The organism is Chryseobacterium sp. RR2-3-20 (genome assembly GCF_017808115.1).
GTDB lineage: Bacteria > Bacteroidota > Bacteroidia > Flavobacteriales > Weeksellaceae > Chryseobacterium > Chryseobacterium oryzae.
This window is the reverse complement of record NZ_JADQBD010000051.1, coordinates 1-22,848: the sequence shown is the minus strand read 5'-3', so window position 1 is coordinate 22,848 and position 22,848 is coordinate 1. Positions and strand designations below refer to the sequence as shown.

20 protein-coding genes, 1 pseudogene and 1 riboswitch are annotated in these 22,848 nt (G+C 34.2%); of the genes and pseudogenes, 4 read left to right on the top strand and 17 right to left on the bottom strand.

What is annotated here, in order from left to right:
- Positions 1 to 140: 140 nt before the first annotated feature.
- Together IV513_RS11480 and IV513_RS11475 are read left to right on the top strand one after the other, a co-directional pair.
- Entirely contained in the window at positions 141 to 590 is a 450-nt protein-coding gene (locus IV513_RS11480; RefSeq protein ID WP_209390717.1) for a hypothetical protein, read from the top strand.
- Between the two features lie 144 nt (positions 591 to 734).
- On the top strand, positions 735 to 1,244 hold the full coding sequence (locus IV513_RS11475) for a ferritin (RefSeq protein ID WP_209390716.1): 510 nt from the start codon (positions 735 to 737) through the stop codon (positions 1,242 to 1,244).
- A 65-nt stretch (positions 1,245 to 1,309) separates the two neighbouring features.
- Here the strand turns inward: IV513_RS11475 and metF are convergent, their stop codons facing one another.
- The 6 genes from metF to IV513_RS11445 form a co-directional block, all read right to left on the bottom strand.
- Entirely contained in the window at positions 1,310 to 2,269 is a 960-nt protein-coding gene (gene metF, locus IV513_RS11470; RefSeq protein WP_209390715.1) for a methylenetetrahydrofolate reductase [NAD(P)H], read from the bottom strand.
- A 36-nt stretch (positions 2,270 to 2,305) separates the two neighbouring features.
- Positions 2,306 to 4,972 (bottom strand): methionine synthase, encoded by a 2,667-nt coding sequence (gene metH, locus IV513_RS11465; RefSeq protein WP_209390714.1) that lies wholly within the window; start codon positions 4,970 to 4,972, stop codon positions 2,306 to 2,308.
- A 100-nt stretch (positions 4,973 to 5,072) separates the two neighbouring features.
- A complete protein-coding gene (locus IV513_RS11460; protein ID WP_209390713.1) occupies positions 5,073 to 6,083 on the bottom strand; it encodes a homocysteine S-methyltransferase family protein in 1,011 nt (336 codons plus the stop codon).
- 63 nt (positions 6,084 to 6,146) lie between these two features.
- On the bottom strand, positions 6,147 to 7,307 hold the full coding sequence (locus tag IV513_RS11455) for an O-succinylhomoserine sulfhydrylase (RefSeq protein WP_209390712.1): 1,161 nt from the start codon (positions 7,305 to 7,307) through the stop codon (positions 6,147 to 6,149).
- A gap of 120 nt (positions 7,308 to 7,427) precedes the next feature.
- Positions 7,428 to 8,969: a homoserine dehydrogenase gene (locus IV513_RS11450; protein ID WP_209390711.1), complete on the bottom strand. Its 1,542-nt coding sequence runs from the start codon at positions 8,967 to 8,969 to the stop codon at positions 7,428 to 7,430.
- A complete protein-coding gene (locus IV513_RS11445) occupies positions 8,966 to 9,907 on the bottom strand; it encodes an alpha/beta fold hydrolase (RefSeq protein WP_209390710.1) in 942 nt (313 codons plus the stop codon). The genes IV513_RS11450 and IV513_RS11445 overlap by 4 nt, the downstream gene beginning before the upstream one ends.
- Positions 9,908 to 9,965: 58 nt before the next feature.
- Positions 9,966 to 10,070: riboswitch (SAM riboswitch) on the bottom strand.
- Positions 10,071 to 10,256: 186 nt separating this feature from the next.
- Here IV513_RS11445 and IV513_RS11440 point away from each other — a divergent pair.
- The gene (locus IV513_RS11440; protein WP_209390709.1) at positions 10,257 to 12,869 is read left to right on the top strand and encodes a glucosidase; all 2,613 of its coding nucleotides are present in this window, start codon (positions 10,257 to 10,259) and stop codon (positions 12,867 to 12,869) included.
- 80 nt (positions 12,870 to 12,949) lie between these two features.
- On the opposite strand, the pseudogene IV513_RS11435 reads toward IV513_RS11440, so the two are convergent.
- The 10 genes and pseudogenes from IV513_RS11435 to IV513_RS11390 form a co-directional block, all read right to left on the bottom strand.
- A pseudogene (locus tag IV513_RS11435) lies at positions 12,950 to 13,877 on the bottom strand (IS982 family transposase).
- Between the two features lie 106 nt (positions 13,878 to 13,983).
- The gene (locus IV513_RS11430) at positions 13,984 to 14,406 is read right to left on the bottom strand and encodes an OsmC family protein (RefSeq protein WP_209390708.1); all 423 of its coding nucleotides are present in this window, start codon (positions 14,404 to 14,406) and stop codon (positions 13,984 to 13,986) included.
- A 39-nt stretch (positions 14,407 to 14,445) separates the two neighbouring features.
- The gene (locus IV513_RS15965) at positions 14,446 to 14,559 is read right to left on the bottom strand and encodes a DUF2314 domain-containing protein (RefSeq protein ID WP_262897347.1); all 114 of its coding nucleotides are present in this window, start codon (positions 14,557 to 14,559) and stop codon (positions 14,446 to 14,448) included.
- Positions 14,560 to 14,582: 23 nt separating this feature from the next.
- Complete coding sequence (locus IV513_RS15960; protein WP_209390706.1) at positions 14,583 to 14,942, bottom strand: DUF2314 domain-containing protein; 360 nt, start codon at positions 14,940 to 14,942, stop codon at positions 14,583 to 14,585.
- 107 nt (positions 14,943 to 15,049) lie between these two features.
- Positions 15,050 to 16,372, bottom strand: a complete 1,323-nt coding sequence (locus IV513_RS11415) for a DUF58 domain-containing protein (RefSeq protein WP_209390705.1) — start codon at positions 16,370 to 16,372, stop codon at positions 15,050 to 15,052.
- A 48-nt stretch (positions 16,373 to 16,420) separates the two neighbouring features.
- On the bottom strand, positions 16,421 to 17,461 hold the full coding sequence (locus tag IV513_RS11410; protein WP_209390704.1) for a MoxR family ATPase: 1,041 nt from the start codon (positions 17,459 to 17,461) through the stop codon (positions 16,421 to 16,423).
- A gap of 26 nt (positions 17,462 to 17,487) precedes the next feature.
- The gene (locus IV513_RS11405) at positions 17,488 to 18,654 is read right to left on the bottom strand and encodes a hypothetical protein (protein WP_209390703.1); all 1,167 of its coding nucleotides are present in this window, start codon (positions 18,652 to 18,654) and stop codon (positions 17,488 to 17,490) included.
- A gap of 29 nt (positions 18,655 to 18,683) precedes the next feature.
- Positions 18,684 to 19,469 carry a DUF4129 domain-containing protein gene (locus tag IV513_RS11400; protein ID WP_209390702.1) on the bottom strand — a complete coding sequence of 262 codons (786 nt, stop codon included), beginning with the start codon at positions 19,467 to 19,469 and terminating at the stop codon, positions 18,684 to 18,686.
- Entirely contained in the window at positions 19,462 to 20,421 is a 960-nt protein-coding gene (locus IV513_RS11395) for a DUF4013 domain-containing protein (RefSeq protein WP_209390701.1), read from the bottom strand. The genes IV513_RS11400 and IV513_RS11395 overlap by 8 nt, the downstream gene beginning before the upstream one ends.
- Positions 20,408 to 21,391 (bottom strand): stage II sporulation protein M, encoded by a 984-nt coding sequence (locus IV513_RS11390; RefSeq protein ID WP_209390700.1) that lies wholly within the window; start codon positions 21,389 to 21,391, stop codon positions 20,408 to 20,410. The genes IV513_RS11395 and IV513_RS11390 overlap by 14 nt, the downstream gene beginning before the upstream one ends.
- A 27-nt stretch (positions 21,392 to 21,418) precedes the next feature.
- Between IV513_RS11390 and IV513_RS11385 the strand changes: the two genes are divergently transcribed.
- A complete protein-coding gene (locus tag IV513_RS11385; RefSeq protein ID WP_209390699.1) occupies positions 21,419 to 22,168 on the top strand; it encodes an RDD family protein in 750 nt (249 codons plus the stop codon).
- 34 nt (positions 22,169 to 22,202) lie between these two features.
- On the opposite strand, the gene IV513_RS11380 is transcribed toward IV513_RS11385, so the two are convergent.
- Positions 22,203 to 22,670 (bottom strand): hypothetical protein, encoded by a 468-nt coding sequence (locus IV513_RS11380; protein ID WP_209390698.1) that lies wholly within the window; start codon positions 22,668 to 22,670, stop codon positions 22,203 to 22,205.
- Positions 22,671 to 22,848 lie beyond the last annotated feature (178 nt).

Genomic DNA, 22,848 nt, shown 5'->3' with positions numbered 1-22,848 from the left:
ATCTACAAGCTAAATCGAAGATATTTTGGAGATAGCCTCTTTGAAAGGCTTATTATTGCTAACATTACAGGGTTATGATTAAAAACGGATAATCAAATTTTTTTTCATCAAAAAGATATAACAAATACATATTCAAACTCATGAAAAAATTAGTATTAGCATTATTTATTGCAACAGGAAGTTTAGCAATGGCGCAAATAAAACCAGATGGTAAAAAATTTAATAAAGAAGAAATGCAGAAAAAAATGGAGATGAAGGAACAGCAAAGACTCTCTGATATGCAAAAGGAACTGAATTTGAACCAAGCTCAGGTAGATAAAATAAAAAACTTACACGAACAACGCAAAGCTGAAATGCGTGAAGAGTTCGAGAAAAACAAAGGTGAAAGAAAGGCAAAATTTGAGCAGATGAAAGCCCGAAAACAACAAATGGACAACGAAATGAAGAACATTCTTTCACCAGATCAGTTTGAAAAATGGCAGGCTTCCAGAAAAGCAAAAATAGAAGAAAGAAAGGCGATGATGAAAGACAGAGCAGTAAATGGGGAAAGAAAAATGATGAAAAAACCTCATCCGGATGCTTCTATGTAAAAAGAAAAGTAGTTTATAATTTTGATTTTAATGTTGAATGGGCAGGATATTTCCTGTCCTTTTTGTATTCGTTCTAAACTTAAATTGAGTCTAAAACTTTTGAATTTCCCTTTTAATGATTATTTTTGAATACAAATTTATATTATGGTTAGTGAAAAAATTGCACAGCTCATTAACGAGCAAATTGCTCATGAGCAGTACGCAGCACAATATTATCTCTCGATGTCTGCATGGTTTTCTTCAAAAGATTTAGACGGAATTGCCAATTACTTCCGTGTACAAAGCAAAGAAGAACTAATGCATGCCGACAAAATGTTTGATTATCTTAACGATGTTGGGAGTAACATTATTTTAGGGGAAATCTCTAAACCTCCACATGAATTCGAAAGTGCAATCGACATTTTTGAAAAGGCTCTGGAGCATGAGAAAAAAGTAACCAAAAGTATTTTTAACATTGTTAAAAATGCCAATGAGGAAGGAGATTTTGCAACTACATCATTCTTGCAGTGGTTTATTAATGAGCAGGTAGAAGAAGAAGCAAGTGCCTCTCAGTTGGTAACGAAAATTAAAATGGTATCCGATAATCCGTCTGCGTTATATCTTTTTGATCAGGAATTGGCAAAAAGAGTTTTTGCACCCGATACTACAGCATAAAGTTGAAATTTTCAGGATAAAATTAGGGCGGAGCCAAAGGCTCCGCCCTAATTTTAAATATTCAATTAAAAAAGTTCTCCTGCCACTTTCTTAATATTATCACTTTTACCCATAGAATAAAAGTGCAGTACAGGAACTCCGAAATCCAACAACTCTCTGCATTGGCTGATTGCCCACTCTACCCCAATTTGTTTAACTGCTTCATTATTTCTGGCATTTTCAACAGCATTAATTAAATCCTCCGGTAAATCTATTTTAAATACCTGAGGCAGTAATTTCAAATGCTTTTTGGTTGCAATAGGCTTAATTCCGGGAATAATAGGAACAGTAATTCCCATTTCCCTTGCTTTTTTCACAAACTCTATAAATTTTTTATTGTCGAAAAACATTTGCGTCACAATATAATCTGCACCGGCATCAACTTTTTGTTTTAACCATTTCAGATCATAATTCATAGAGGGTGCTTCCATATGCTTCTCGGGATAACCGGCCACGCCTATGCAGAATTTGTTGTGTTCATCACAAATTTCGTCCTGATTGTGAAGATATTTCCCTCTCCCCAAATCATTAATTTGATGAACCAAATCCATTGCACTCGCATGACCTCCCTGAGTTGGCTCAAAATACTGAAGTCCTTTCATCGCATCGCCACGAAGCGCCATAATATTATCAATCCCCAGATACATACAATCTACCAAAAGATATTCGGTTTCTTCTTTGGTAAAACCTCCGCAAAGCAAATGCGGAACGGTATCTACATTATATTTATGCTGAATTGCGGCACAAATCCCTAAAGTTCCAGGACGCATTCTGGTGATACGGCGTTCCATCAAACCATTTCCTTTATCGATGTAAATATACTCTTCTCTGGAAGTGGTGACATCAATAAACGGAGGTCTAAATTCCATTAAAGGGTCTATATTTTTGTATAAATCTTCAATTCCAATACCTTTTTGAGGCGGAACAACTTCGAGGGAGAATAAAGTTTTTCCGTTTGCGTTTTTTATATGTTCGGTGATTTTCATGTAATGATAGTACGTTTAATTTTTTGTTTTTTCAGCTTAAATTCCGTCTGCTAAATTTGGATTAAGCCATTTTCTTGCTTCCTGTAAAGAAATACCTTTTCTTTCGGAATATTCTTTCAACTGGTCTTCATCAATTTTTCCCAAACCAAAATATTTGGCGTGCGGACTTCCGAAATAATATCCCGAAACCGATGCCGTTGGGAACATCGCTAGGCTTTCAGTTAAATAAACTCCAATTTTTTCTTCTACTTTTAACAAGTCCCAAATTGCATGCTTTTCCAAATGATCCGGACATGCAGGATATCCCGGAGCAGGGCGGATTCCTTTATATTTTTCGGCAATTAATTCTTCGTTGCTTAAATTTTCCTGATTGGCGTAGCCCCAATATTCTGTACGGACTTTTTTATGCAAAAATTCGGCATAAGCTTCTGCAAAACGGTCTGCCAAAGCTTTTACCATAATCGCATTATAATCATCGTTCGCTTTTTCATATTCTTCAGCCAGTTCATCGGTTCCGAAACCTGTTGTTACACAGAAAGCTCCCACATAATCGGTTTTTTCTGAACTTTGAGGAGCAATAAAATCGCTTAAAGCAAGATAATCTTTTCCCTGAGAACGCTGTGCCTGTTGTCTTAAAGTAATGAATTTTGACTGCTGAACACCATTTTCATCGAAGATCAAAATATCATCCGTTTCATTGGAATTTGCCTTGAAGATTCCGAAAACTGCTTTTGCCGTCAATAGTTTTTCATCTAAAATTCTTTTTAAAATAATCTGTGCATCTTTAAATAATTCTGTTGCCTGAGCTCCTACTACCTCATCTTCCAAAATATTCGGATATTTCCCATGGAGATCCCAGCTTCTGAAAAACGGCGACCAATCGATAAAAGGTAATAATTCTCTCAAATCCTGATTTTCAAAAACCTGAATACCTAAATTTTTCGGTGTAAAAATTTCTTCTTTTTCCCAATCTATTTTAAACTTATTCTTTCGGGCATCTTCAAGAGAAGCATAATTTTTTTCCACCTGCCTGTTCAGAAATTTTTCTCTAAAATCTGAATAATCGGTTTTTAAATCTTCAACATATTCTTTATTTCTGTCACCCAATAATGAACTCACTACATTTACCGCTCTGGAAGCGTCATTAACATGCACAACGGCATTTTTATATTTTAAATCTATTTTCACAGCGGTATGGGCTTTTGAAGTAGTTGCACCGCCTATCAATAAAGGAAAATCTAAATTTTGTCTCTCTAATTCTGAAGCGATATACACCATTTCGTCTAAGCTTGGCGTAATCAATCCGCTCAAACCAATCACATCCACCTGATGCTCAACAGCCGCCTGAATGATTTTTTCGGCAGGAACCATCACCCCCAAATCAACAATTTCGTAATTATTACAGCCCAAAACTACACTTACGATATTTTTACCTATATCGTGAACATCGCCTTTTACCGTAGCCATCAGGATTTTCCCGTTGGCTTTCTGAGTCTGATCTTTTTCTGCCTCTATGAACGGCTGAAGATATGCTACCGCCTTTTTCATAACACGGGCAGATTTTACAACCTGTGGAAGGAACATTTTCCCGCTTCCGAAAAGATCGCCCACAACACCCATTCCCGCCATCAGATTAACTTCAATCACATGCAGTGGTCTTTCAGACTGAAGTCTTGCCTCTTCTACATCTTCTTCTATAAACCGATCTATTCCTTTCACTAAAGAATGGGTAATTCTGTCCTGTAAAGAGTGGGTACGCCATTCAAGTTCTTCTGTTTTTTCCTTTTTAACCGATTTATTACGCTCAGAATAATCTAAAAGCCTTTCGGTGGCATCATCTCTTCTGTCAAGAATCACATCTTCAACTAATTCCAGAAGCTCTTTATTTATTTCATCATAAACTTCGAGCATTGCAGGATTTACGATTCCGATATTCATTCCCGCCTGAATAGCGTGATACAGAAAAACCGAGTGCATGGCTTCTCTCACGGTATCATTCCCACGAAATGAAAACGAAACATTGGAAACTCCTCCGCTCACAGACGCATACGGAAGATTCTGACGAACCCAGCGCGTTGCCTCAATAAAATCGATGGCATTTTTGCGATGTTCTTCCATTCCCGTAGCTACCGGAAATATATTTAAATCGAAAATTATATCTTCTGCAGGAAATTTAACTTCATTAACCAATATATCGTACGATCTTTTGGTAATTTCAATTCTCCTTTCGTAATTATCAGCCTGCCCAACCTCATCAAAAGCCATCACAATAACCGCCGCACCGTATCTCTTAATAGCTTTGGCATGTTTTACGAACTCTTCTTTTCCTTCTTTTAAACTGATGGAATTTACCACGCATTTACCCTGTACCACCTGAAGACCGGCTTCCAAAATTTCCCATTTGGAAGAATCAATCATAATCGGAATTTTAGAGATATCCGGCTCTGACCCAATAAGATTAAGGAATTTGACCATGGAAGCTTTACCATCAATAAGACCGTCATCAAAATTGACATCCAAAATCTGAGCTCCCCCCTCTACCTGATCTCTGGCGATATCTAAAGCTTCTGAAAATTTTTCTTCTTTAATTAATCGAAGAAATTTTTTGGAACCCGCCACATTGGTTCTCTCTCCAACATTAATAAAATTAGACTCCGGAGTTATAATAAGGGGCTCAAGCCCTGATAATTTTAAGTATTTCATCTTTTAATTTACCAATATAAAAGTTTACCTATATAACAATATGATTCTTTACTTCGTTCAGAATAATATTTTGTTAGACAACTAATAAACTGATGCATTGTTATATTGTTACGTTAAGTTTTCTTGGCTGGTAGGTTTGTACCAAATCTGCAATTGCTTTAATATGGTCTGGTGTTGTACCACAACATCCACCAATAATATTAATTAAACCTTTCTCGGCATATTCTCTGATCTGTTCAGCCATAAATTCCGGAGATTCATCATACTGCCCGAAAGCATTGGGAAGGCCCGCATTCGGGTAAGCTGAAATATGGAACTCTGAATTATGTGACAATGTTTCTAAATAGGGAGTTAACTGACTGGCTCCTAGTGCACAATTAAAACCTACACTTAATAAATTTAGGTGTGAAACAGAAATCAAGAATGCTTCTGCGGTTTGTCCGCTTAATGTTCTTCCTGAAGCATCGGTAATTGTTCCTGAAACCATAATAGGAATTGAAATCCCTCTTTCTTCCTGAATTTCATCAATAGCAAATAATGCCGCTTTGGCATTTAAGGTATCAAAGATGGTTTCCACCAGCAAAATATCTGAACCTCCGTCTAATAAAGCTTCACATTGCTGTTTGTAAGCTACACGCAATTCTTCAAAAGTAATCGCCCGAAAACCCGGATCATTAACATCCGGACTTAAACTCGCTGTTCTGTTGGTAGGCCCGATAGAACCGGCAACAAATCTCGGTTTATCAGGATTTTGAGCTGTGAATTCATCACAAACTTTTCTGGCAATTTTTGCAGATTCATAGTTCAATTCATACACCAAATCCTGCATGTAATAATCTGCCATCGCAATCGTAGTTCCCGAAAACGTATTGGTTTCTATAATGTCTGCCCCAGCTTCCAAGTATTTTTTATGAACTTCCTTTATTGCATGAGGCTGCGTTAATGAAAGTAAATCGTTATTTCCTTTTACCGGATATTCCCAATCCTTGAAACGTTCGCCACGATAATCTTCTTCTTCAAATTTGTACCGCTGCAACATAGTTCCCATTGCTCCGTCCAGAACTAAAATTCTGTCGGATAATGCTTTGTATAATTGTTCTGAATTTTTCATTTTATATTTAGGCTAAAGCCATTTTTTCTTTATATTCAAACAGGCTAAAGCCCATTCATTGAATTAGTCCAACGCTTGTTTCAGATCTGCAATAATATCATCCACATGCTCCAAACCAACAGAGCAACGAACCAAACCTGCAGTAATGCCAACTTCATTTCTTTCGTCATCAGACAGTTTAGAATGCGTTGTAGAAGCCGGATGCGTTACTATCGTTCTTGTATCACCAAGATTGGCAGAAAGAGAACACATTTTAATTTTGTCTAAAAAATTTCTTCCGCCTTCTATGCCTCCTTTAATTTCAAAGGCAACAATATTCCCTCCTAATCTCATTTGCTTTTTGGCAATTTCGTAACTAGGATGAGACTTTAGGAAAGGATATTTCACCAATTCTACCTGAGGATGATTTTCTAAAAATCCTGCTACTTTTAAGGCGTTTTCGCAATGTTTTTCAACACGGATGGCTAAAGTTTCTAAACTTTTAGATAAAACCCAGGCATTAAATGGAGACATTGCCGGTCCTGTATTTCTCGCAAAGAGATAAATCTCACGGATTAAATCTGCCTTCCCCACGGCAACACCACCCAAAACTCGACCTTGACCGTCAATTAATTTGGTCGCAGAATGCACCACAATATCGGCTCCATACTTTATAGGCTGTTGAAGATAAGGTGTGGCAAAGCAGTTATCTACAATAAACAGAAGATTATGCTTTCTGGCTATTTTTCCGAAAAATTCGAGATCCAAGACTTCGATGGCAGGATTTGTAGGGGTTTCAAGATAAAGTATTTTGGTGTTTGGCTGAATATATTTTTCAACATTTCCGGCATCATTTGCTTTAAAATAAGTCGTTTCAATATTCCATTTAGGGAAATATTTGGTAAAAAGTGTATGAGTTGAACCAAAAACCGACTGACAGCTCACAATATGATCGCCTGCATTAAGCAAACTCGCAAATGTTGAATAAATAGCCGCCATTCCTGTAGCAAAAGCATATCCCGAATCTGCACCTTCCATTTGTACGATTTTATCTGTAAATTCGGAAACGTTCGGATTTGAAAAACGGCTGTATAAATTTTTCGACTTCTCTTCAGCAAAACTTGCTCTCATATCTTCTGCATCCTCAAAAACAAAGCTTGATGTAAGGAAAAGCGGCGTAGAATGCTCATCAAACTGAGTTCTTTCCGTTTGGGTTCTTATCGCAAGAGTTTCAAAATTTTCCATAAATTTTAATTTACCAATGTAATAATTTACCAATATAACAATGATATTCTTTACTTCGTTCAGAATGACACAGCTATAAGAATTGGTAAATTGCTACACTATTATATTGTTACATTAATTTTATTTGTTTTCACTAAGTCTTAAAATATCTCCAAAAACGCCTCTCGCTGTCACTTTAGCTCCCGCTCCGGCTCCCATAATAACGATTGGATTTTCACCATAACTTTCGGTATAGATTTCGAAAATTGAATCTGAACCTTTTAACTGTCCTAAAGCTGACATCGCAGGTACGGAAACAAGTTTTACATCGAGCTCACCTTTTTCTTTCTGTAAATCTCCGTGAAGATCTCCCACATACCTTAAAACATGATCAGGCTCTTGGTTTTTCTTCAATTTTTCGTATTCTTCGTCCAGTTCTTTCAACCTTTCAAGAAATTCCTGCTTTGAAACCGACTGCAAAGTTTTCGGAACTAAATTTTGAATTTTTATATCATTGAATTCATTAATTAAATCTAATTCTCTTGCCAAAATCAGTAGTTTTCTTGCAACATCATTTCCGGATAAATCTTCTCTGGGATCTGGCTCTGTAAAGCCTTTTTCTAATGCTTCTTTGATAATGACAGAGAATCTGTCTTCTCTCAGAGAAAAATTATTAAATACATAACTTAAAGTTCCTGAGAAAACTCCTTTTATTCTTGTGATATTTTCCCCGGAAAGATGAAGTAATTTAATCGTATCTATTAAAGGTAATCCTGCACCCACATTGGTTTCGTAAAGATATCTTCTGTTATTTTTATTCAAAATATATCTTAGCTGACGGTATTCTGAAATCGGAAGTGTATTGAAAATTTTGTTGGATGAAACCAGATCAAAACCATTTTCTGCTAAAACAGGATAATTGTTCACAAAATCTTTACTTGCCGTATTATCTACCACAATTAGGTTTTCCAGTTGATTTTCTTTGGAAAACTGGATGAGTTTTTCAATATCCGAAGAATCTTCTGCGGTGAGTATCTCATCATTCCAGTTTTTATCAAAACCTTTTTTATTGAAAGCTATTTTTTTAGAATTAGCGACTGCCACTATTTTAAGGTCTATTTTTTTACGCCTTCTGATTTCTTCTGAAGACTCTAAAACCTGCTCTATTAATGTTTCACCCACATTTCCGTGACCAATAATCGCTAAATGAACCGTTTTCGGCTTTTTAGAAATTTCAGACTCAATAATATTTTTTGATTTCTCGTCTTGTGAAGAAGTTACGACAATATTTACTCTTTTCTCAGCTGCATTTTGGTTCAAAAGTAAAGGGAACACATTATTTCTTGCCAATTCTGCCAATACTTTATTGAAATCTTCGGTAACAAAGCCTAAAACCGAAACATTATTGATGCTGTAAATCTGGGAAACCTTTCCTGATTTTCTTTCTGCTTCAAACTCATCAATTAAGCAATTTACTGCTTTTTCAGAATCATTTTCATGCACCAAAATAGATAATCCGTTTTCAATAGCCTGTTGAGAAATGACTCCTACGCTAATTCGTGCTAAGGTAAGTGCCTTAAAAATTCTTCCATCAATCCCTATTTCTCCATGAAAATCTTCCCCTTCAAATTTGATGATGGATCTGTTTTTTAAAAATTTTATTTCGTTGGTATTATTTTTCATCCTAATATATTTTTAATGATTGTATTTAACTGTTCGTATTCCATTAAAAAGGCATCGTGCCCATGTATTGAAGTGATCTCGTGATAAAAGACATTTTCCTTTTTCTCCTTAAATTTTTCGAAGCTCATTCGTATTTCAGAAGCCGGGAAAAATAAATCGGTATCAACGGAGATCATGTGCATCCGAGATTGAATTTTCTCTAATTTTTCCTCTTCTGCATTGATATTCATCAGCAAATGATTCATCAACCTGTAAGATTTTAAACTAAATCTTTCGTTTAACACATTCCCATGATGAATAAGCCAGTCTTCAGATTCTAATCTGTCTTTTTCGTTGTTAAATTTATTTTGAAATCTATCATTTAAAGACTGTGGCGTTCGGTAGCATAACATCGCATGAATCCTGGCTTTCTGTAAAGGCTCATTCGGTTGATTTAGCAGAAATTTCTGAACCAAGCATTGTGCGTGAAGCCAATCGTGTGTTTTGTAATCGCAGGCAACAGGAATGAAAATATCGGCAAGATCCGGTTTTTTAACCAGCATTTCCCAACCGATTGCCCCGCCCAAAGAACCTCCTATAATGGTATATAGTTTTTTAATGTTTAAAACTTCAAGACCTTTCAAAAAGATATTGGCAATATCTGAAGGCGTGAAATCTTCATACTCATCTACAAAAAAATCATCAAACCCGTTTCCTGGAATATTAAAACACAAAACAGTAAATCTTTGGGTATCAATCACCTGCCTTTCACCAATTAATTGTTTCCACCATCCTTTTTCCCCAGAAACATTTGAATTTCCGGTTAAGGCATGATTCACCAAAATAATCGGTACAGAAAACAAGTCTTTCCCAAAGAGCTGATAGCTCAACGGGATGCTATATTCCTTACCGGAATTTGTACAATACGAAAAATTAATATGTTTAAGTTCTGCTTTCAATTCTATTATTTTAATACAATTGAAAATGCCACAGGAAATGGCTGAAAAGAACTTCAGTAAGTTATCTGTCCAAAAATTTGGTAGAACGTAGCACCTTCTTTGCTTGCGCAAAGGGTTGCTAAGGTTTCACAGGGTCTAATCCCTCAACCTTTCTTGATAACATTTTCAATATTTGAATGATCGAATGATGCAAATATAAAAATTTAATTTTAATTATTGATGAAAATTTAATTTTACTTCAAACATCCCTTATCATAGGCAATTTGGATAAACATTAATGATATTTGAAATGGTATGAGTTGGAATTTTTTATCAAAAAAACTACCTTCGTAATGAAAATAGGTTGAAAATGAATACTGAAAAGCAAAGATTACTAGATAAAGAATGGAAAAACTGGGGACCTTACGTAAGCAACAGACAATGGGGAAATGTAAGGGAAGATTACAGCCCAAACGGTGATGCCTGGAATTTTGCCAATCACGACAATGCAGAAAGCCGCACTTACCGATGGGGAGAAGAAGGTATTGCCGGGATTTCCGATATAAAACAACTTTTCTGTTTTGCATTTTCATTTTGGAATAAAAAAGACATCAGAATAAAAGAACGTCTTTTTGGACTTAGCAATCCGCAGGGAAATCATGGAGAAGATATTAAAGAAATTTTTTATTATCTCGACAATACGCCTACTCACAGTTATATGAAAATGGTGTACAAATATCCCATCAACGAGTTTCCTTACGAGGACATTCTCAATGAAAATGCAAGCCGTTCCAAAAAAGATCCAGAATACGAGCTATTCGATACCGGAATTTTCGACAATGATGAATACTTCGATATTTTTATAGAATATTGCAAATCTGATGCTCATGATATTTTGATAAGAGTAACAACATGCAACAGAAGCGATAAAGATGCCCCTTTGGTTATTTTACCAACTATTTGGTACAGAAACAACTGGAAATGGGGTTACAACGAATACAAAGGACAGACTGAAGCGGGAAAAGATGGCTGTATTAATATATTACACAATAGTATTTCTATAAAAAAGTTTTACAGCAAAAATAAAAATGCAAAAAGAGTTTTTTGTGAAAATGAAACCAACCATCCTAAATTAGATGGAGTTCCTGCGGTAGAAAACACTTACTACAAAGACGGAATTAATGATTATATCATTCATCATCACGAAACAATAAACCCCGAGCAAAGAGGGACCAAAGCCGCATTTGTAATAGATGAAATAATTAAAGCAAAAGAATCAAAAACTTTTGAATTCCGTTTATCTCCGTATGATATGGATGATGCTTTTTATCAGTTTGATGAAATATTTGCTGCAAGAATTAAAGAAGCGGATGATTTTTACAGTGAAATTCAACAGGACACTTACATTGAAGATGAAAAAAATGTTCAAAGACAGGCATTTGCCGGGTTGCTTTGGAACAAACAGTTTTACCATTATAATGTCGGAAAATGGCTGCACGGCGATCCTAATTACGAAGCTCCACGAGATTTCAAACATTATGTAAGAAATGCAGAATGGGAACATCTTCACAACAAAGACATTATTTCAATGCCCGATAAATGGGAATACCCTTGGTATGCAACGTGGGATTTGGCGTTTCACTGTGTTCCTTTTGCTATTATTGATGCCGAATTTGCCAAAAACCAACTCCTTTTACTCACCAAAGAATGGTATATGCATCCCAATGGGCAAATGCCGGCTTACGAATGGAATTTAAGTGATGTAAATCCGCCCGTTCATGCTTGGTCTTGCTTCAGAGTTTTTAAAATTGATGAAAAAATGAATGGCAAACCCGATTTGCTCTTTCTTGAAAAAGTTTTTCAGAAATTATTACTCAATTTCACTTGGTGGGTGAACCGAAAAGATAAAAATGGTAAAAATATTTTTGGAGGCGGCTTTTTAGGACTTGATAATATTGGTGCGTTTGACAGAAACATGGAACTGAAAGACGGCGAACATCTGGAACAGGCGGATGGAACGAGTTGGATGGCAATGTACGCTCTCAATATGATGAGAATCGCTATGGAACTTGCACAGTATTATCAGGTATACGAAGATATGGCGATTAAGTTTTTCGAGCATTACCTATACATTGCAGAAGCTATGGAAAATATGGGTGAAGGCAAAGAAGGACTATGGAATGAAGAAGACGGCTTTTTCTACGATGTTTTACAGCTCGGTAATGGAGAAAGCGTTTCTCTAAGATTAAGAAGTATTGTGGGACTTATACCGATGTTTGCAGTTGAAATTATAGATCATCATCTTCTCGACAAAATGCCTAATTTCCGAGAAAGAATGGATTGGGTGCTTAAAAACAAGCCCGAACTTACCAAACTGGTTTCTCACTGGGATGAAGAAGGCAGCGGAAGAAAACATCTAATGAGTATTTTAAGAAAAAACAGACTTACAAAAGTGCTGAGCAGAATGTTGGATGAAAAAGAATTCTTAAGCTCTTATGGAATTCGGGCAATGTCTAAAGTTTACGAAAAAGAACCCTTTGTTTTCACCGTTCACGGCAATAAAAATGTAGTTTATTACACTCCTGCGGAAAGCGACAGCAGAATGTTTGGCGGAAACAGTAATTGGAGAGGTCCTATTTGGTTTCCTATTAATTTTCTGATTGTTGAAAGCTTACAGAGATTTCATTTTTATTATGGGAACAGCTTAAAAGTAGAATTTCCAACCGGAAGCGGAGAAGAGAAAAATCTTGATGAAGTCGCCCAAAATATCAGCGGAAGATTATGTTCTATTTTTCTAAAAGATGAAAGCGGACAACGTGCTTTTAATGGCGGAAATTATAAATTTAATTATGATCCTCATTTTAAAGATTATATCACTTTTTACGAATATTTTCATGGTGACAACGGAAGAGGAGTCGGTGCATCTCACCAAACAGGCTGGACTGCCACTGTTGCTAAACTTCTGAAGCCCAGACTTACATAAAATCAAAAAAAATTTGAGAGTTATTGCTAAACACTAATTCTCAAACTTTACTTTTATTATATTTTAAACCTGTTGTGCATTTAGCACAAATTAATTTTTAACTTATTCAAACTTCTCTTGAAGACGAAAAAATTGAGATATTTAATCATGGTAAAAGAAGTTATTTTTGATACTATTCTTGTTGCCAAACCTTGAAAGGTTTTTGCGAGGTTAATATTTATTAAGAACTGTCCGCACAGTTGCGAAATATTGGTTTGTTCATGATTTAATTTTTTTTCAATGGTATTCACGATTGCTTCGCAGTTCAATCCTCTTTCTGATTTTTGATTTTGTCTTGGAAAAGTCCACAAAATTATGCTGGTTTTTACGCATTGGAACCGAAAGATTTATCTTGGAATAGTTGAATAAATCCAGTTGGTATTCTTTGCTGATGTACCCTCTGTCGCCGATTAATAAACAGTTTTCAAAATTCTCCTTAATGTCGTGCAGATAGTTCACGTCGTGAACGTTTGCAGGGGAAAAATCAAACGAGTGGAAGATTCCATTTTTGTCACAAACCGCATGAAGTTTATAGCCAAAATACCTAGATTTTTGTGCGGCACAATATCCATATGCAGGTTTGATCTCATCCGTGGAACAGATTGCAGAACGATTTGCCCGACTTATTTTACAGATTTCAATTGGCGTGGAATCCACAATAAAGACATCGGTGAAATCCGAAAACTTGCTGCTCAAGGTCTCTCTGATTTTTTCAATGTAGGGAAAAAGTTTTCTTTTCCTTTTATTGTAGACACTCCTTTCAATTCTTCCCTCCAAATCAGTCCCTGAAATGCATCTAAATAACTGTAGTTCAGAGTTAATAGACATATATTCTGCAGTGAGATTGAGTGCCACAAGTTCCAAATCAGACATTTTTGGAAGCCTAATTTGCTTACTTGTAGTAATATATTTACAGGTGTTTGTCAATTCTTTTAAAATAATTTTGTAGTTTTGAATAAGATTGTTCATGTATTTAATAACTTGGTAATCAATTAAATATACGATTTTTTAATCAAATGGACAATCTTTTTTTTTTTAAATTCCTAAATGCACAACAGGTTATTTTAAAAATTTATTACTCTACTTTATCACCATTCACAAAAACTTCATAATGTATTTCTACATTAGGTTCTAAAGTTTTGTAAACCGAACAGTATTTTTCGAAAGATAATTCCGATGCTTTTAAAGCTTTTTTGGGATCTATATTTCCTTCAAGAAAAAATTTAACGGTGATCGATTTAAAAGGTTTTGCATCATCCACAGGAATTCTTTCTCCCTCGACTTCCGCTTTAAAATCTGTAATTTCCTGCCTTTGTTTTTTTAGAATTGAAACTACGTCTATCCCGCTGCAACCTGCTACTGCCATTAAAACACTTTCCATAGGCGAAACACCTTTTGCTCCCGGTTGAGAAGTATTATCTAACAAAATTGAATTCCCTTGAGTATTGGTGCATTCAAATAAAAAATCGTCGTTGATTCTATTGAGTGTTATTTTCATTTTTAAATTTAAAGTTAATAATTCATAATATTAAAAAGCTTATTCATAAATAAGACCATCTGCGTCCATTTCTTTTTTCTCTTCATCAGTCATTCCTTTTCTGAGAAGTTTTACCGTATAAGCTCCTTTTACAATATTTTTATCATAATACATCCAATCTGAAATTTCATTTGGATTTATAGTAATATTATCACCCAATTGAATTCCAATAGGATTATGGGTGTATTTTGTACAATGCCAGAATATTTTCCATTTTCAAATTTAATATCACCAATCCAAATATGTTCTCCACCATTATCAGTATTGAATTTCTGTTTAATTGCAAAATTAGAATATTGAGGATTTTTGCTTTCTAGTGCAGTTTGAAAATCTCTATTGAATGTTTCTTTTGCTTTTTCTATGGCAGCATTCATTTCATGGTCTTCACTTTCCACAAATAAAACATCGGGTTCACCATCCCTATGAAGTTTTTCTCTTTTATTTTCGCAGCTAAATGCCAGTAGTAAAAGCAATCCGATAATTAAAATTTTCTTCATGATATTGTTTTTTAATTATATAATAGCAGTTTGGAAAATAACGAATATAAATACTTATTGGGAATAAAAATTAAAGTATTTACCGTCTTCAAATTTCACTTTTAAAATTACAAAATCCCTCTCGCTTTTATCTCCAGATATTTGTTAATTACCTCTACATTAAGATTTTCCGGAAGAGTATAAACCGAGTAAATTCCGTACTTTCTTAATTCCTGAATGATAAGCTTCTTTTCATACTCGAATTTCTCTGCGATAATCTCATCATAAATTTCCTGCATACTTTCAGGGTTAGAATGAATGATTTTCTGAACTTCAGTATTTTTGAAGAAAACAACCACCAACAAATGATTTTTGGCAATTCCGCGAAGATATTTCATTTGTCTGTTGAGTCCGTCCAAAGTTTCAAAATTCGTGAAAAGTAAAACTAAACTTCTCTGGTTGATAGAATATTTTACATCCTGATAAAGTCTGTTGAAATCACTTTCAAAAAAATCGGTTTTAATATTATAAAGAGCTTCAGAAATCTTTTTCAGTTGTCCCGACTTATTATCGGCTGCAACTCTGTTATCTGCTTTCTTGGAGAAAGTCATCATTCCAGCGTGGTCGCCTTTTTTCAGAATAATATGAGAAAGAGCCATTGTTGCATTAATAGAATAATCGAGAAGACTTAAACCATTGAAAGGCATTTTCATCGTTCTCCCCTTATCAATCAACATAAAAATACGTTGCGATTTTTCGTCCTGAAACTGATTAACCATTAAACGATTGGTTTTAGAAGTCGCTTTCCAATTGATGGTTCTTACATCATCTCCGGGAACATATTCTTTAATCTGCTCAAACTCCATGGTGTGTCCCAGTTTTCTTATTTTCTTGATTCCGCCAAGTAGAAATTCATTTTGAAGAGCCATTAATTCATACTTTCTGAGATGAATAAAAGACGGATAACACGCCAAAGAAGCATCTTTCTGAAAAATAAAACGTCTAGAAACAAAACCAATGGGAGAAGACGCAAAAATATTTAAAGCCCCAAAATTATACTCTCCTCTCTCTTTTGGTTCTAAAGAATACTGAAAAAATACATTTTTACCCGGAAGAATATTTTTTGTAATTAAGAAATCTCTCTTTTGAAACTGAAAAGGTATTTCATCTATAATTTTAACATTAATCTTGAAGCTGTATTCATTTTTTATATCTACTTTAACAAAATTCTCGTCCCCATTAGAAAGTTTTTCTGGTAAAATTCTTTGGGCAAGAAGAACATCTTTTGGACGAAAGATCAGCAAATAATCTACAAAAACCGTTAAGAAAACCAAGATTAAAAAACCGTGTCCTAAAACCATGAAAAACGGAAAGAAGAATGCCAAAATATAGAGCATTCCTACGCCAACTAATGCGAAAAAAAAGCGGGTATTGATGTATAAGTTTTTCATGATTTCAAGTTTTGGGTTTTAGATTTTGTGTGTCTAAAGTATTCAAACTCATCTTGGGATTTCAATTCCTTCAAGAATCTGTCTGATAATTTCATCTGCAGACAAACCTTCCATTTCTCTTTCCGGAGAAACAATTACCCGGTGTCTTAAAACTGCAAAACTTGCTTCTTTAATATCTTCAGGAGTTACAAAATCTCTTCCTCTTAATGCTGCAAAAGCCTTAGAAGCAGTTAATAATGCTAAACTTGCTCTAGGAGAAGCACCCAAATACAAGAACTGATTTTCTCTTGTATTGATAATGATTTTAGCAATGTATTCGATAAGTTGAGATTCTACAATGATTTCTTTAACCAATTTCTGGTATCCAATGAGCTGTTGTGCCGTAATAACTTTATGTACAGCCTCAGTTTTATCTTCGAGTCTGTTATCGTGTTGGTTTTTAATGATGGCCACTTCCTGTTCCAAATTGGGATATCCCACATTTATTTTAAACAGAAAACGGTCTAGCTGTGCTTCGGGAAGTCTGTAAGTTCCTTCGTGCTCAATTGGGTTTTGGGTAGCAATTACCAAAAAAGGATCTTCCATTTCGTAACGTTTTCCGTCTATTGTAATTTGCTTTTCTTCCATTACTTCAAACAGTGCAGCCTGAGTTTTTGCAGGAGATCGGTTTATTTCATCAATAAGAATAAAACTTGAAAAAATAGGCCCTTTTTTAAACTCAAACTCAGAATTTTTCATGCTGAAAACTGAAGTTCCCAGAATATCCGAAGGCATAAGATCGGGCGTAAACTGTATTCTGCTGAAATCTACATCTATAGTTTTTGCCAAAAGCTTTGCAGTAATGGTTTTGGCAACACCGGGAACCCCTTCAATAAGAACATGACCGTTAGAAAGTAATGCCACCAAAAGATGTTCTACCATTTTTTCTTGTCCAACTATTACTTTGGCAATTTCTTCTTTTACTTTATCTAAATTCTGTCTCAATTCCAACATATCGATTCTGGATTCAAATTGCTCCGGCTCTTGCTGTTCTTTATCTATATTAATAGAATTGTTGTTTTCTATATTCTGTTCTTCATTAAATTCCATATTATTCTGTTTTTATTGTATGTTTTTTATTTAAAAATATCATCCAAAAGTCTGTTCATTCTCGATAAATCCTCTTTAACAACACTTGCATAAGGATCTTGACCTTTTTTTATTAAAACTATAGCTTCTTCAATTATTTCTAAAGATTTTCCTGTTTTTAAATGAAGTTTTTTGGCAAAATCGGCATCCAAATTTTTAGTATCAATTAGTAAATCAATTCTAATTTTATTTAGAAAATATTGGGCTTTTTTTGCCATCATATCATGAAAATCTCCTTCCTGAAGATATAAATTCCCAATACTTTTCACAAAATCTGCAGACGTATTTTTTAAAGGCTCAATGATAGGAACAATACGTTGTTTTCTTTTTGCATTAAAGACAATGAAAAGCACCAAACCGCCCAAAAGAACCCACCAAGCATACTTTAACGGAGGATGAGATAACCAAAAACGCAGTGCCCATCTCGATTCCAGAGTATTAGCTTCTGTAAACCACAAAGTTTCGCTATCATCCAGATATGAAAATACATTTTGAGTGTACTTTAAATTTTGAGGTTTCAGTAAGTAATAATTGGTAAGAAAAAGCGGTTCGCTATGTACGAAGATATTGCCCTTTCCAAAAGAAACTTTAATGAAATTTGCCTGATCGTCGTTATCTTTTTCAACTGTTTTTCCTAAAACCTCAACTTTTGGTTTAATGTAAGTAAATCCTACGCCCGAGGGAAACTTATCCAAATTAATGGAATCGTTTAGGAATTTATAATCGGTAAATTGCAGCGAGTTTTTGTCTTCGAAAGAATTATGAGAATTATAAAAACCTATTGAATCTGATATCTTCTTTGGAATATCGGAGCCAATAATCATTACATTGCTTCCACTTTTTGCCTGATCCAAAATTTTATACCAAGATTCTGCATCCAGCTTACTTTCTATGACTAAAATATTTTTTTTACCTGTGTTTTTATTCTTGTTTTCTGAATAATAATTGTACGGGGAAACATCTATTTTCTTAATATTTCCTTTAAATAAATCTTTGGATTCTTTATTGAAAATGAACAGTCCAAAAGGTGATTTTTTATTAACATCAAAATTTTTACGCCAATCTACAACCTCCTTTTTGTTAACTTCAAATAAAGCAACAATGACCATGATAACAATAAAGACTACACCATATATTTTGAAAGTTTTGTTCATATTCGAAAAACTATTTTACAGAACTCCAATTAAGCTTTAAAGCTCTGAAACTGATTTCTGAACCGGTTATAACTATTCTCATCAATCGTAAACTCTCCGTACCAAACATAATCGAATATATAAGAAAGTTCAAAAAATTCATTTTTCAGATTTCCAGTTTTCAGTTCGGCAACATAATCTTTATTGGTTTTTTCGGGATTCCATTGGATCAGTTTTTTATCGCTCAGCTTTTTCAGTACAAACAAAAACTGATACCGCACCGCAGACCTGTAATCTTTGTTGGTTTCAAAAGATGAAATACTTTGCGGAAAATTAATCTCGTGGATATTCTCATGAAGTTCTTCATCTTTAATCTCTAATTTTTTGTTTTTCTTTCCAAAAAACAGATTTCCGTTGTTTTTAATGAGAAATTTAACAATGAAATACAGAAGAAATCCTACCAAAATAATTGCAAAAAGACGAATAATAACTGTCGTAATTTTGGAAGAAGTTTCCATGCTGGTTTCTCCGAATATACTTCTGATGATTTCTGCAATTTTGCGTTGCAGTTTTTCAAAAAAAGATTCTTTGGGTTGTGATGCAGAATAATCGAAATCTTTATCCTTGTATCTGGAAGCCAGTTTTTCTTTAAATTTTTTCGGAAATATAGCAGTATTAGTTACCGGGTTTTCTCTCAGAACAGAATCTGCAACATACATATTTCTGTAATGTGTAGTCGCTACAGAATCTAAAATCACCTCTTCGGCATATTCTTCCTGAGCTTTTACAAAGCCAAGACTAAAAAAAACAGCTAGAAATAAAAGAAATTTATTCATTAATTCCGATAGTATCTATTTCCTGCAAATCGACTTGCTGATGAAGATCTCTACGGCTGTCGAAATACATTAATCCAGAATTTACATACATTAAATTGGATAGAAGAAATGAAAAAAGAAGAGAAACCCCATACGTTACAAACAGAAGAATTCCAAATCCTCCGGAAAACGGATTTTGCTCAAAACTACCATCTGGTGCAGAAGTCGTAAGTTTTACCATGAAAAATATCATAGGAATCATCGTGAAAACAGTCGTAATTACATAAATGATAATGTAGATTACCAGTGTAGCTCCCCAATATTTCCAAAATGGTGAACCTTCTCGGGCATTAGAATAAGAAAACTGCGAACGGATACTATAGCTTAAACTTGCAAAAAAACCTCTCGAACTGTTGAAGTAATCGAACATCAGGAAATTGATAACATTAATCATCACGGGTAATACCAGCAAGAGAAGAAAAATACCAATGATGATAAGAATTAAAGCATAAGAAATTCCGACTACGATTAATGCCAACGGCGTCACAATAAAAATTAATCCCAGCAATAGTTTTCCTATTTTCCCTGCATTCGCTTTAAACTCAGACATGATATCGTCCACTTTAATGTTTTTCTGTCCTTGTGCAAGTTTTTTCATGTAAAACACAGGGTACAGGTAATTAATAATCATTAACACCATAAATACAATGAACGTAATAATTCCCGTAATAATAAAAATGCCTAAATTTTCCTGAAAATAACTTTCAAAATAATAACTTTCACCCCCTTTATTAGATGCAAAAGCCTGCATGAAAAGCTCTTTGTATCCAAAAATAAAAATAAGCACCAACAGAATTAGCAAAAAACCATTGAGAAGAATATAATTTTTAAAATAATTTTTCCCGTAAAGTCTGAAAAACGAAAAGGTATCGCTTATAAAAGTTCCGAAATCTCTTTTTTTAAATAATTGCATTTTTAATTTGTTTTTTAATTTTTCTGTTAACGATTGCTGGGTAAAAAAAGTAATAAAAGCTGATGATTCCCAAACATCCGAAAATAATAATAAGATTTAAGGCTAAAGGCATTTTTAATGCATGTCTTGTTACATTACCTTCTATAATTCCTGCACAAATGGTAAATGGAATCGTACTTAAAAATATTTTGAATGAATTTTTAAATCCGTTTTTGAATGAATTGAATCTTGATAACGTTCTCGGAAATAAAATTGAAGCTCCCAAAATTAACCCGCACATCCCTTCTACAATCATACTGAAAATTTCAAAGGCTCCGTGAAGCCAAATTCCTCTTGCACTGTCTGCCAAAGCACCATGTTCATAGAAAAAATACTGAAATGTACCTACCATAATAGAATTCTGCATCAGCACGAAGAATGTTCCCACTCCAAGAAAAATTCCGTAAAGATAAAGTTTGGCTCCCACAATAATATTGTTAAAAGTGATACCAATGGTGCTTCCCCAAGTAGAACCTTCCTGATATACTCCTACAGGATTTCCATTTTTAATGTTTTCTATGGTCATATTTACATAACCATCACTTAAAATGAGATTGGCGAAATCTTTATCATATATTGCCGAAAGAACACCGATGAGCATGAAGGAAAAGAAAAAAATAAAAGAATACAGCAGGTATCGTCTGTATTCAAATACAATCATAGGAACTTCAGTTTTAAAAAAATACAGAAGTCTGTTTTCTTCGATCCTTTTGGTTTTATAAATTTTCTGAAAAATCTGAGAAGATAAATGATTCAGATAAACCGTAGTATTGCTTTTGGGATAATAAGATTGGGCAAAAGACAAATCGTTGATAAGGTTAATATACAAATATGACAAATCATCAGGATTTTTTTTGATTTTACCCTGAATAACCTGCTCAATTCCCAACCATTTTTCTTTATTTTGTTTGATGAAATAAACTTCTCTCATAATTGTAAGGCTAAAATAATAAAAAATATGTCTCAAATCGCGATAAATACCTCTCAAAATGTAAATATTAATTTCAATGTAGCTAGCATTGGAGAAAGAATTTTGGCGTACATTATAGACGGTGCGATAAAAGCGGCTTACCTTTTCACTATATTTTATTTATTTTTCAGCGTTCTCAATCTGGGATATATTTTAGATGGCATGGATAATTGGTCTCAAGCAACTGTTTATATTGTTTTAACACTTCCGGTTTCCCTCTACCCTATTGTTTTTGAATCTCTGATGGAAGGACAGACTCCGGGAAAAAAAATAGTAAAAATACGGGTGGTGAAAATAGACGGTTACCAAGCAAGTTTTGGCGATTATCTTATCCGATGGGTCTTCAGATTGGTAGATACTTCCCTTTTGGGAATTATCGGGTTGGTTTCTATGATTGTTTCTAAAAACAACCAAAGATTAGGAGACATCGCTTCCGGAACGGCAGTAATTTCTTTAAAAAATCAAATCAATATTTCTCATACTATTTTAGAAAACATTCAGGAGAACTACATTCCTACTTTTCCGCAGGTTATTGGCTTAACAGATAATGACATGAGAATTATTAAAGACAATTACCTGAAAGCATTAAAAATAGATGACAGACACGTTATTTCCATACTTTCGGATAAAATTAAAAGCATTTTGAAAATTGAATTCGATTCTACCAAAATGACCGAAAGACAATTTATCGGAATCGTTATAAAAGATTACAATTATTATACAGGGAAAGACAATTAAATTTGTTTTGATTATTTGAAAAACCTCTAAAAAACTACTGCAAAAGAGCCCAAACAGCAACAGCAATTCCTGCATAAACAGTTACTGTAACAATATCGGCAATAGGCTGCGAAAAACGTTTTTCAGCAATATTCTCACTATTAATCTGGTTTTTATGAAACTTCAAAATCTTACTTGGTTTCCCAACCGGATGAGCTACTAAACTATCATTTTCCCACTTATCGACTATTATCTTATATTTTCTTCCTCCAACATCAATTTTATAATTTTTATTGGCGATGAGTTTTTCCTGAACATTTAAGGGAACATTCTTCGGGGGAACATTTTGTTTTTGCGATTGTACTTTTTCAATATCTTCCTGACTAACAACAGATTGATTAACAGCTACATTCTGTTGAGGATTTTTCTTACTGTCTATGGTAATTTCCGCCGGTTTTTTAACCTGATACGTATAACAGCTCACAAGACACAATGATAGAATAAGGTAAAAATACTTTTGCATTCATCAAATTTAAGAATTAAACGGAATATTCTCTATTTTGTTTTGAAAGAATGTATTTTATATCACTTTTTACAATTCATTTTTGATTATCCGTTTTTAATCATAACCCTGTAATGTTAGCAATAATAAGCCTTTCAAAGAGGCTATCTCCAAAATATCTTCGATTTAGCTTGTAGAT

What these genes read in the sequence shown, in the direction of transcription:
- IV513_RS11480 (WP_209390717.1), top strand. Translation starts at nt 141, where the DNA reads ATGAAAAAATTAGTATTAGCATTATTTATTGCAACAGGAAGTTTAGCA.
- IV513_RS11475 (WP_209390716.1), top strand. Translation starts at nt 735, where the DNA reads ATGGTTAGTGAAAAAATTGCACAGCTCATTAACGAGCAAATTGCTCAT.
- metF (WP_209390715.1), bottom strand. Translation starts at nt 2,269, where the DNA reads ATGAAAATCACCGAACATATAAAAAACGCAAACGGAAAAACTTTATTC.
- metH (WP_209390714.1), bottom strand. Translation starts at nt 4,972, where the DNA reads ATGAAATACTTAAAATTATCAGGGCTTGAGCCCCTTATTATAACTCCG.
- IV513_RS11460 (WP_209390713.1), bottom strand. Translation starts at nt 6,083, where the DNA reads ATGAAAAATTCAGAACAATTATACAAAGCATTATCCGACAGAATTTTA.
- IV513_RS11455 (WP_209390712.1), bottom strand. Translation starts at nt 7,307, where the DNA reads ATGGAAAATTTTGAAACTCTTGCGATAAGAACCCAAACGGAAAGAACT.
- IV513_RS11450 (WP_209390711.1), bottom strand. Translation starts at nt 8,969, where the DNA reads ATGAAAAATAATACCAACGAAATAAAATTTTTAAAAAACAGATCCATC.
- IV513_RS11440 (WP_209390709.1), top strand. Translation starts at nt 10,257, where the DNA reads ATGAATACTGAAAAGCAAAGATTACTAGATAAAGAATGGAAAAACTGG.
- IV513_RS11430 (WP_209390708.1), bottom strand. Translation starts at nt 14,406, where the DNA reads ATGAAAATAACACTCAATAGAATCAACGACGATTTTTTATTTGAATGC.
- IV513_RS15965 (WP_262897347.1), bottom strand. Translation starts at nt 14,559, where the DNA reads ATGTATTATGATAAAAATATTGTAAAAGGAGCTTATACGGTAAAACTT.
- IV513_RS15960 (WP_209390706.1), bottom strand. Translation starts at nt 14,942, where the DNA reads ATGAAGAAAATTTTAATTATCGGATTGCTTTTACTACTGGCATTTAGC.
- IV513_RS11415 (WP_209390705.1), bottom strand. Translation starts at nt 16,372, where the DNA reads ATGAAAAACTTATACATCAATACCCGCTTTTTTTTCGCATTAGTTGGC.
- IV513_RS11410 (WP_209390704.1), bottom strand. Translation starts at nt 17,461, where the DNA reads ATGGAATTTAATGAAGAACAGAATATAGAAAACAACAATTCTATTAAT.
- IV513_RS11405 (WP_209390703.1), bottom strand. Translation starts at nt 18,654, where the DNA reads ATGAACAAAACTTTCAAAATATATGGTGTAGTCTTTATTGTTATCATG.
- IV513_RS11400 (WP_209390702.1), bottom strand. Translation starts at nt 19,469, where the DNA reads ATGAATAAATTTCTTTTATTTCTAGCTGTTTTTTTTAGTCTTGGCTTT.
- IV513_RS11395 (WP_209390701.1), bottom strand. Translation starts at nt 20,421, where the DNA reads ATGCAATTATTTAAAAAAAGAGATTTCGGAACTTTTATAAGCGATACC.
- IV513_RS11390 (WP_209390700.1), bottom strand. Translation starts at nt 21,391, where the DNA reads ATGAGAGAAGTTTATTTCATCAAACAAAATAAAGAAAAATGGTTGGGA.
- IV513_RS11385 (WP_209390699.1), top strand. Translation starts at nt 21,419, where the DNA reads ATGTCTCAAATCGCGATAAATACCTCTCAAAATGTAAATATTAATTTC.
- IV513_RS11380 (WP_209390698.1), bottom strand. Translation starts at nt 22,670, where the DNA reads ATGCAAAAGTATTTTTACCTTATTCTATCATTGTGTCTTGTGAGCTGT.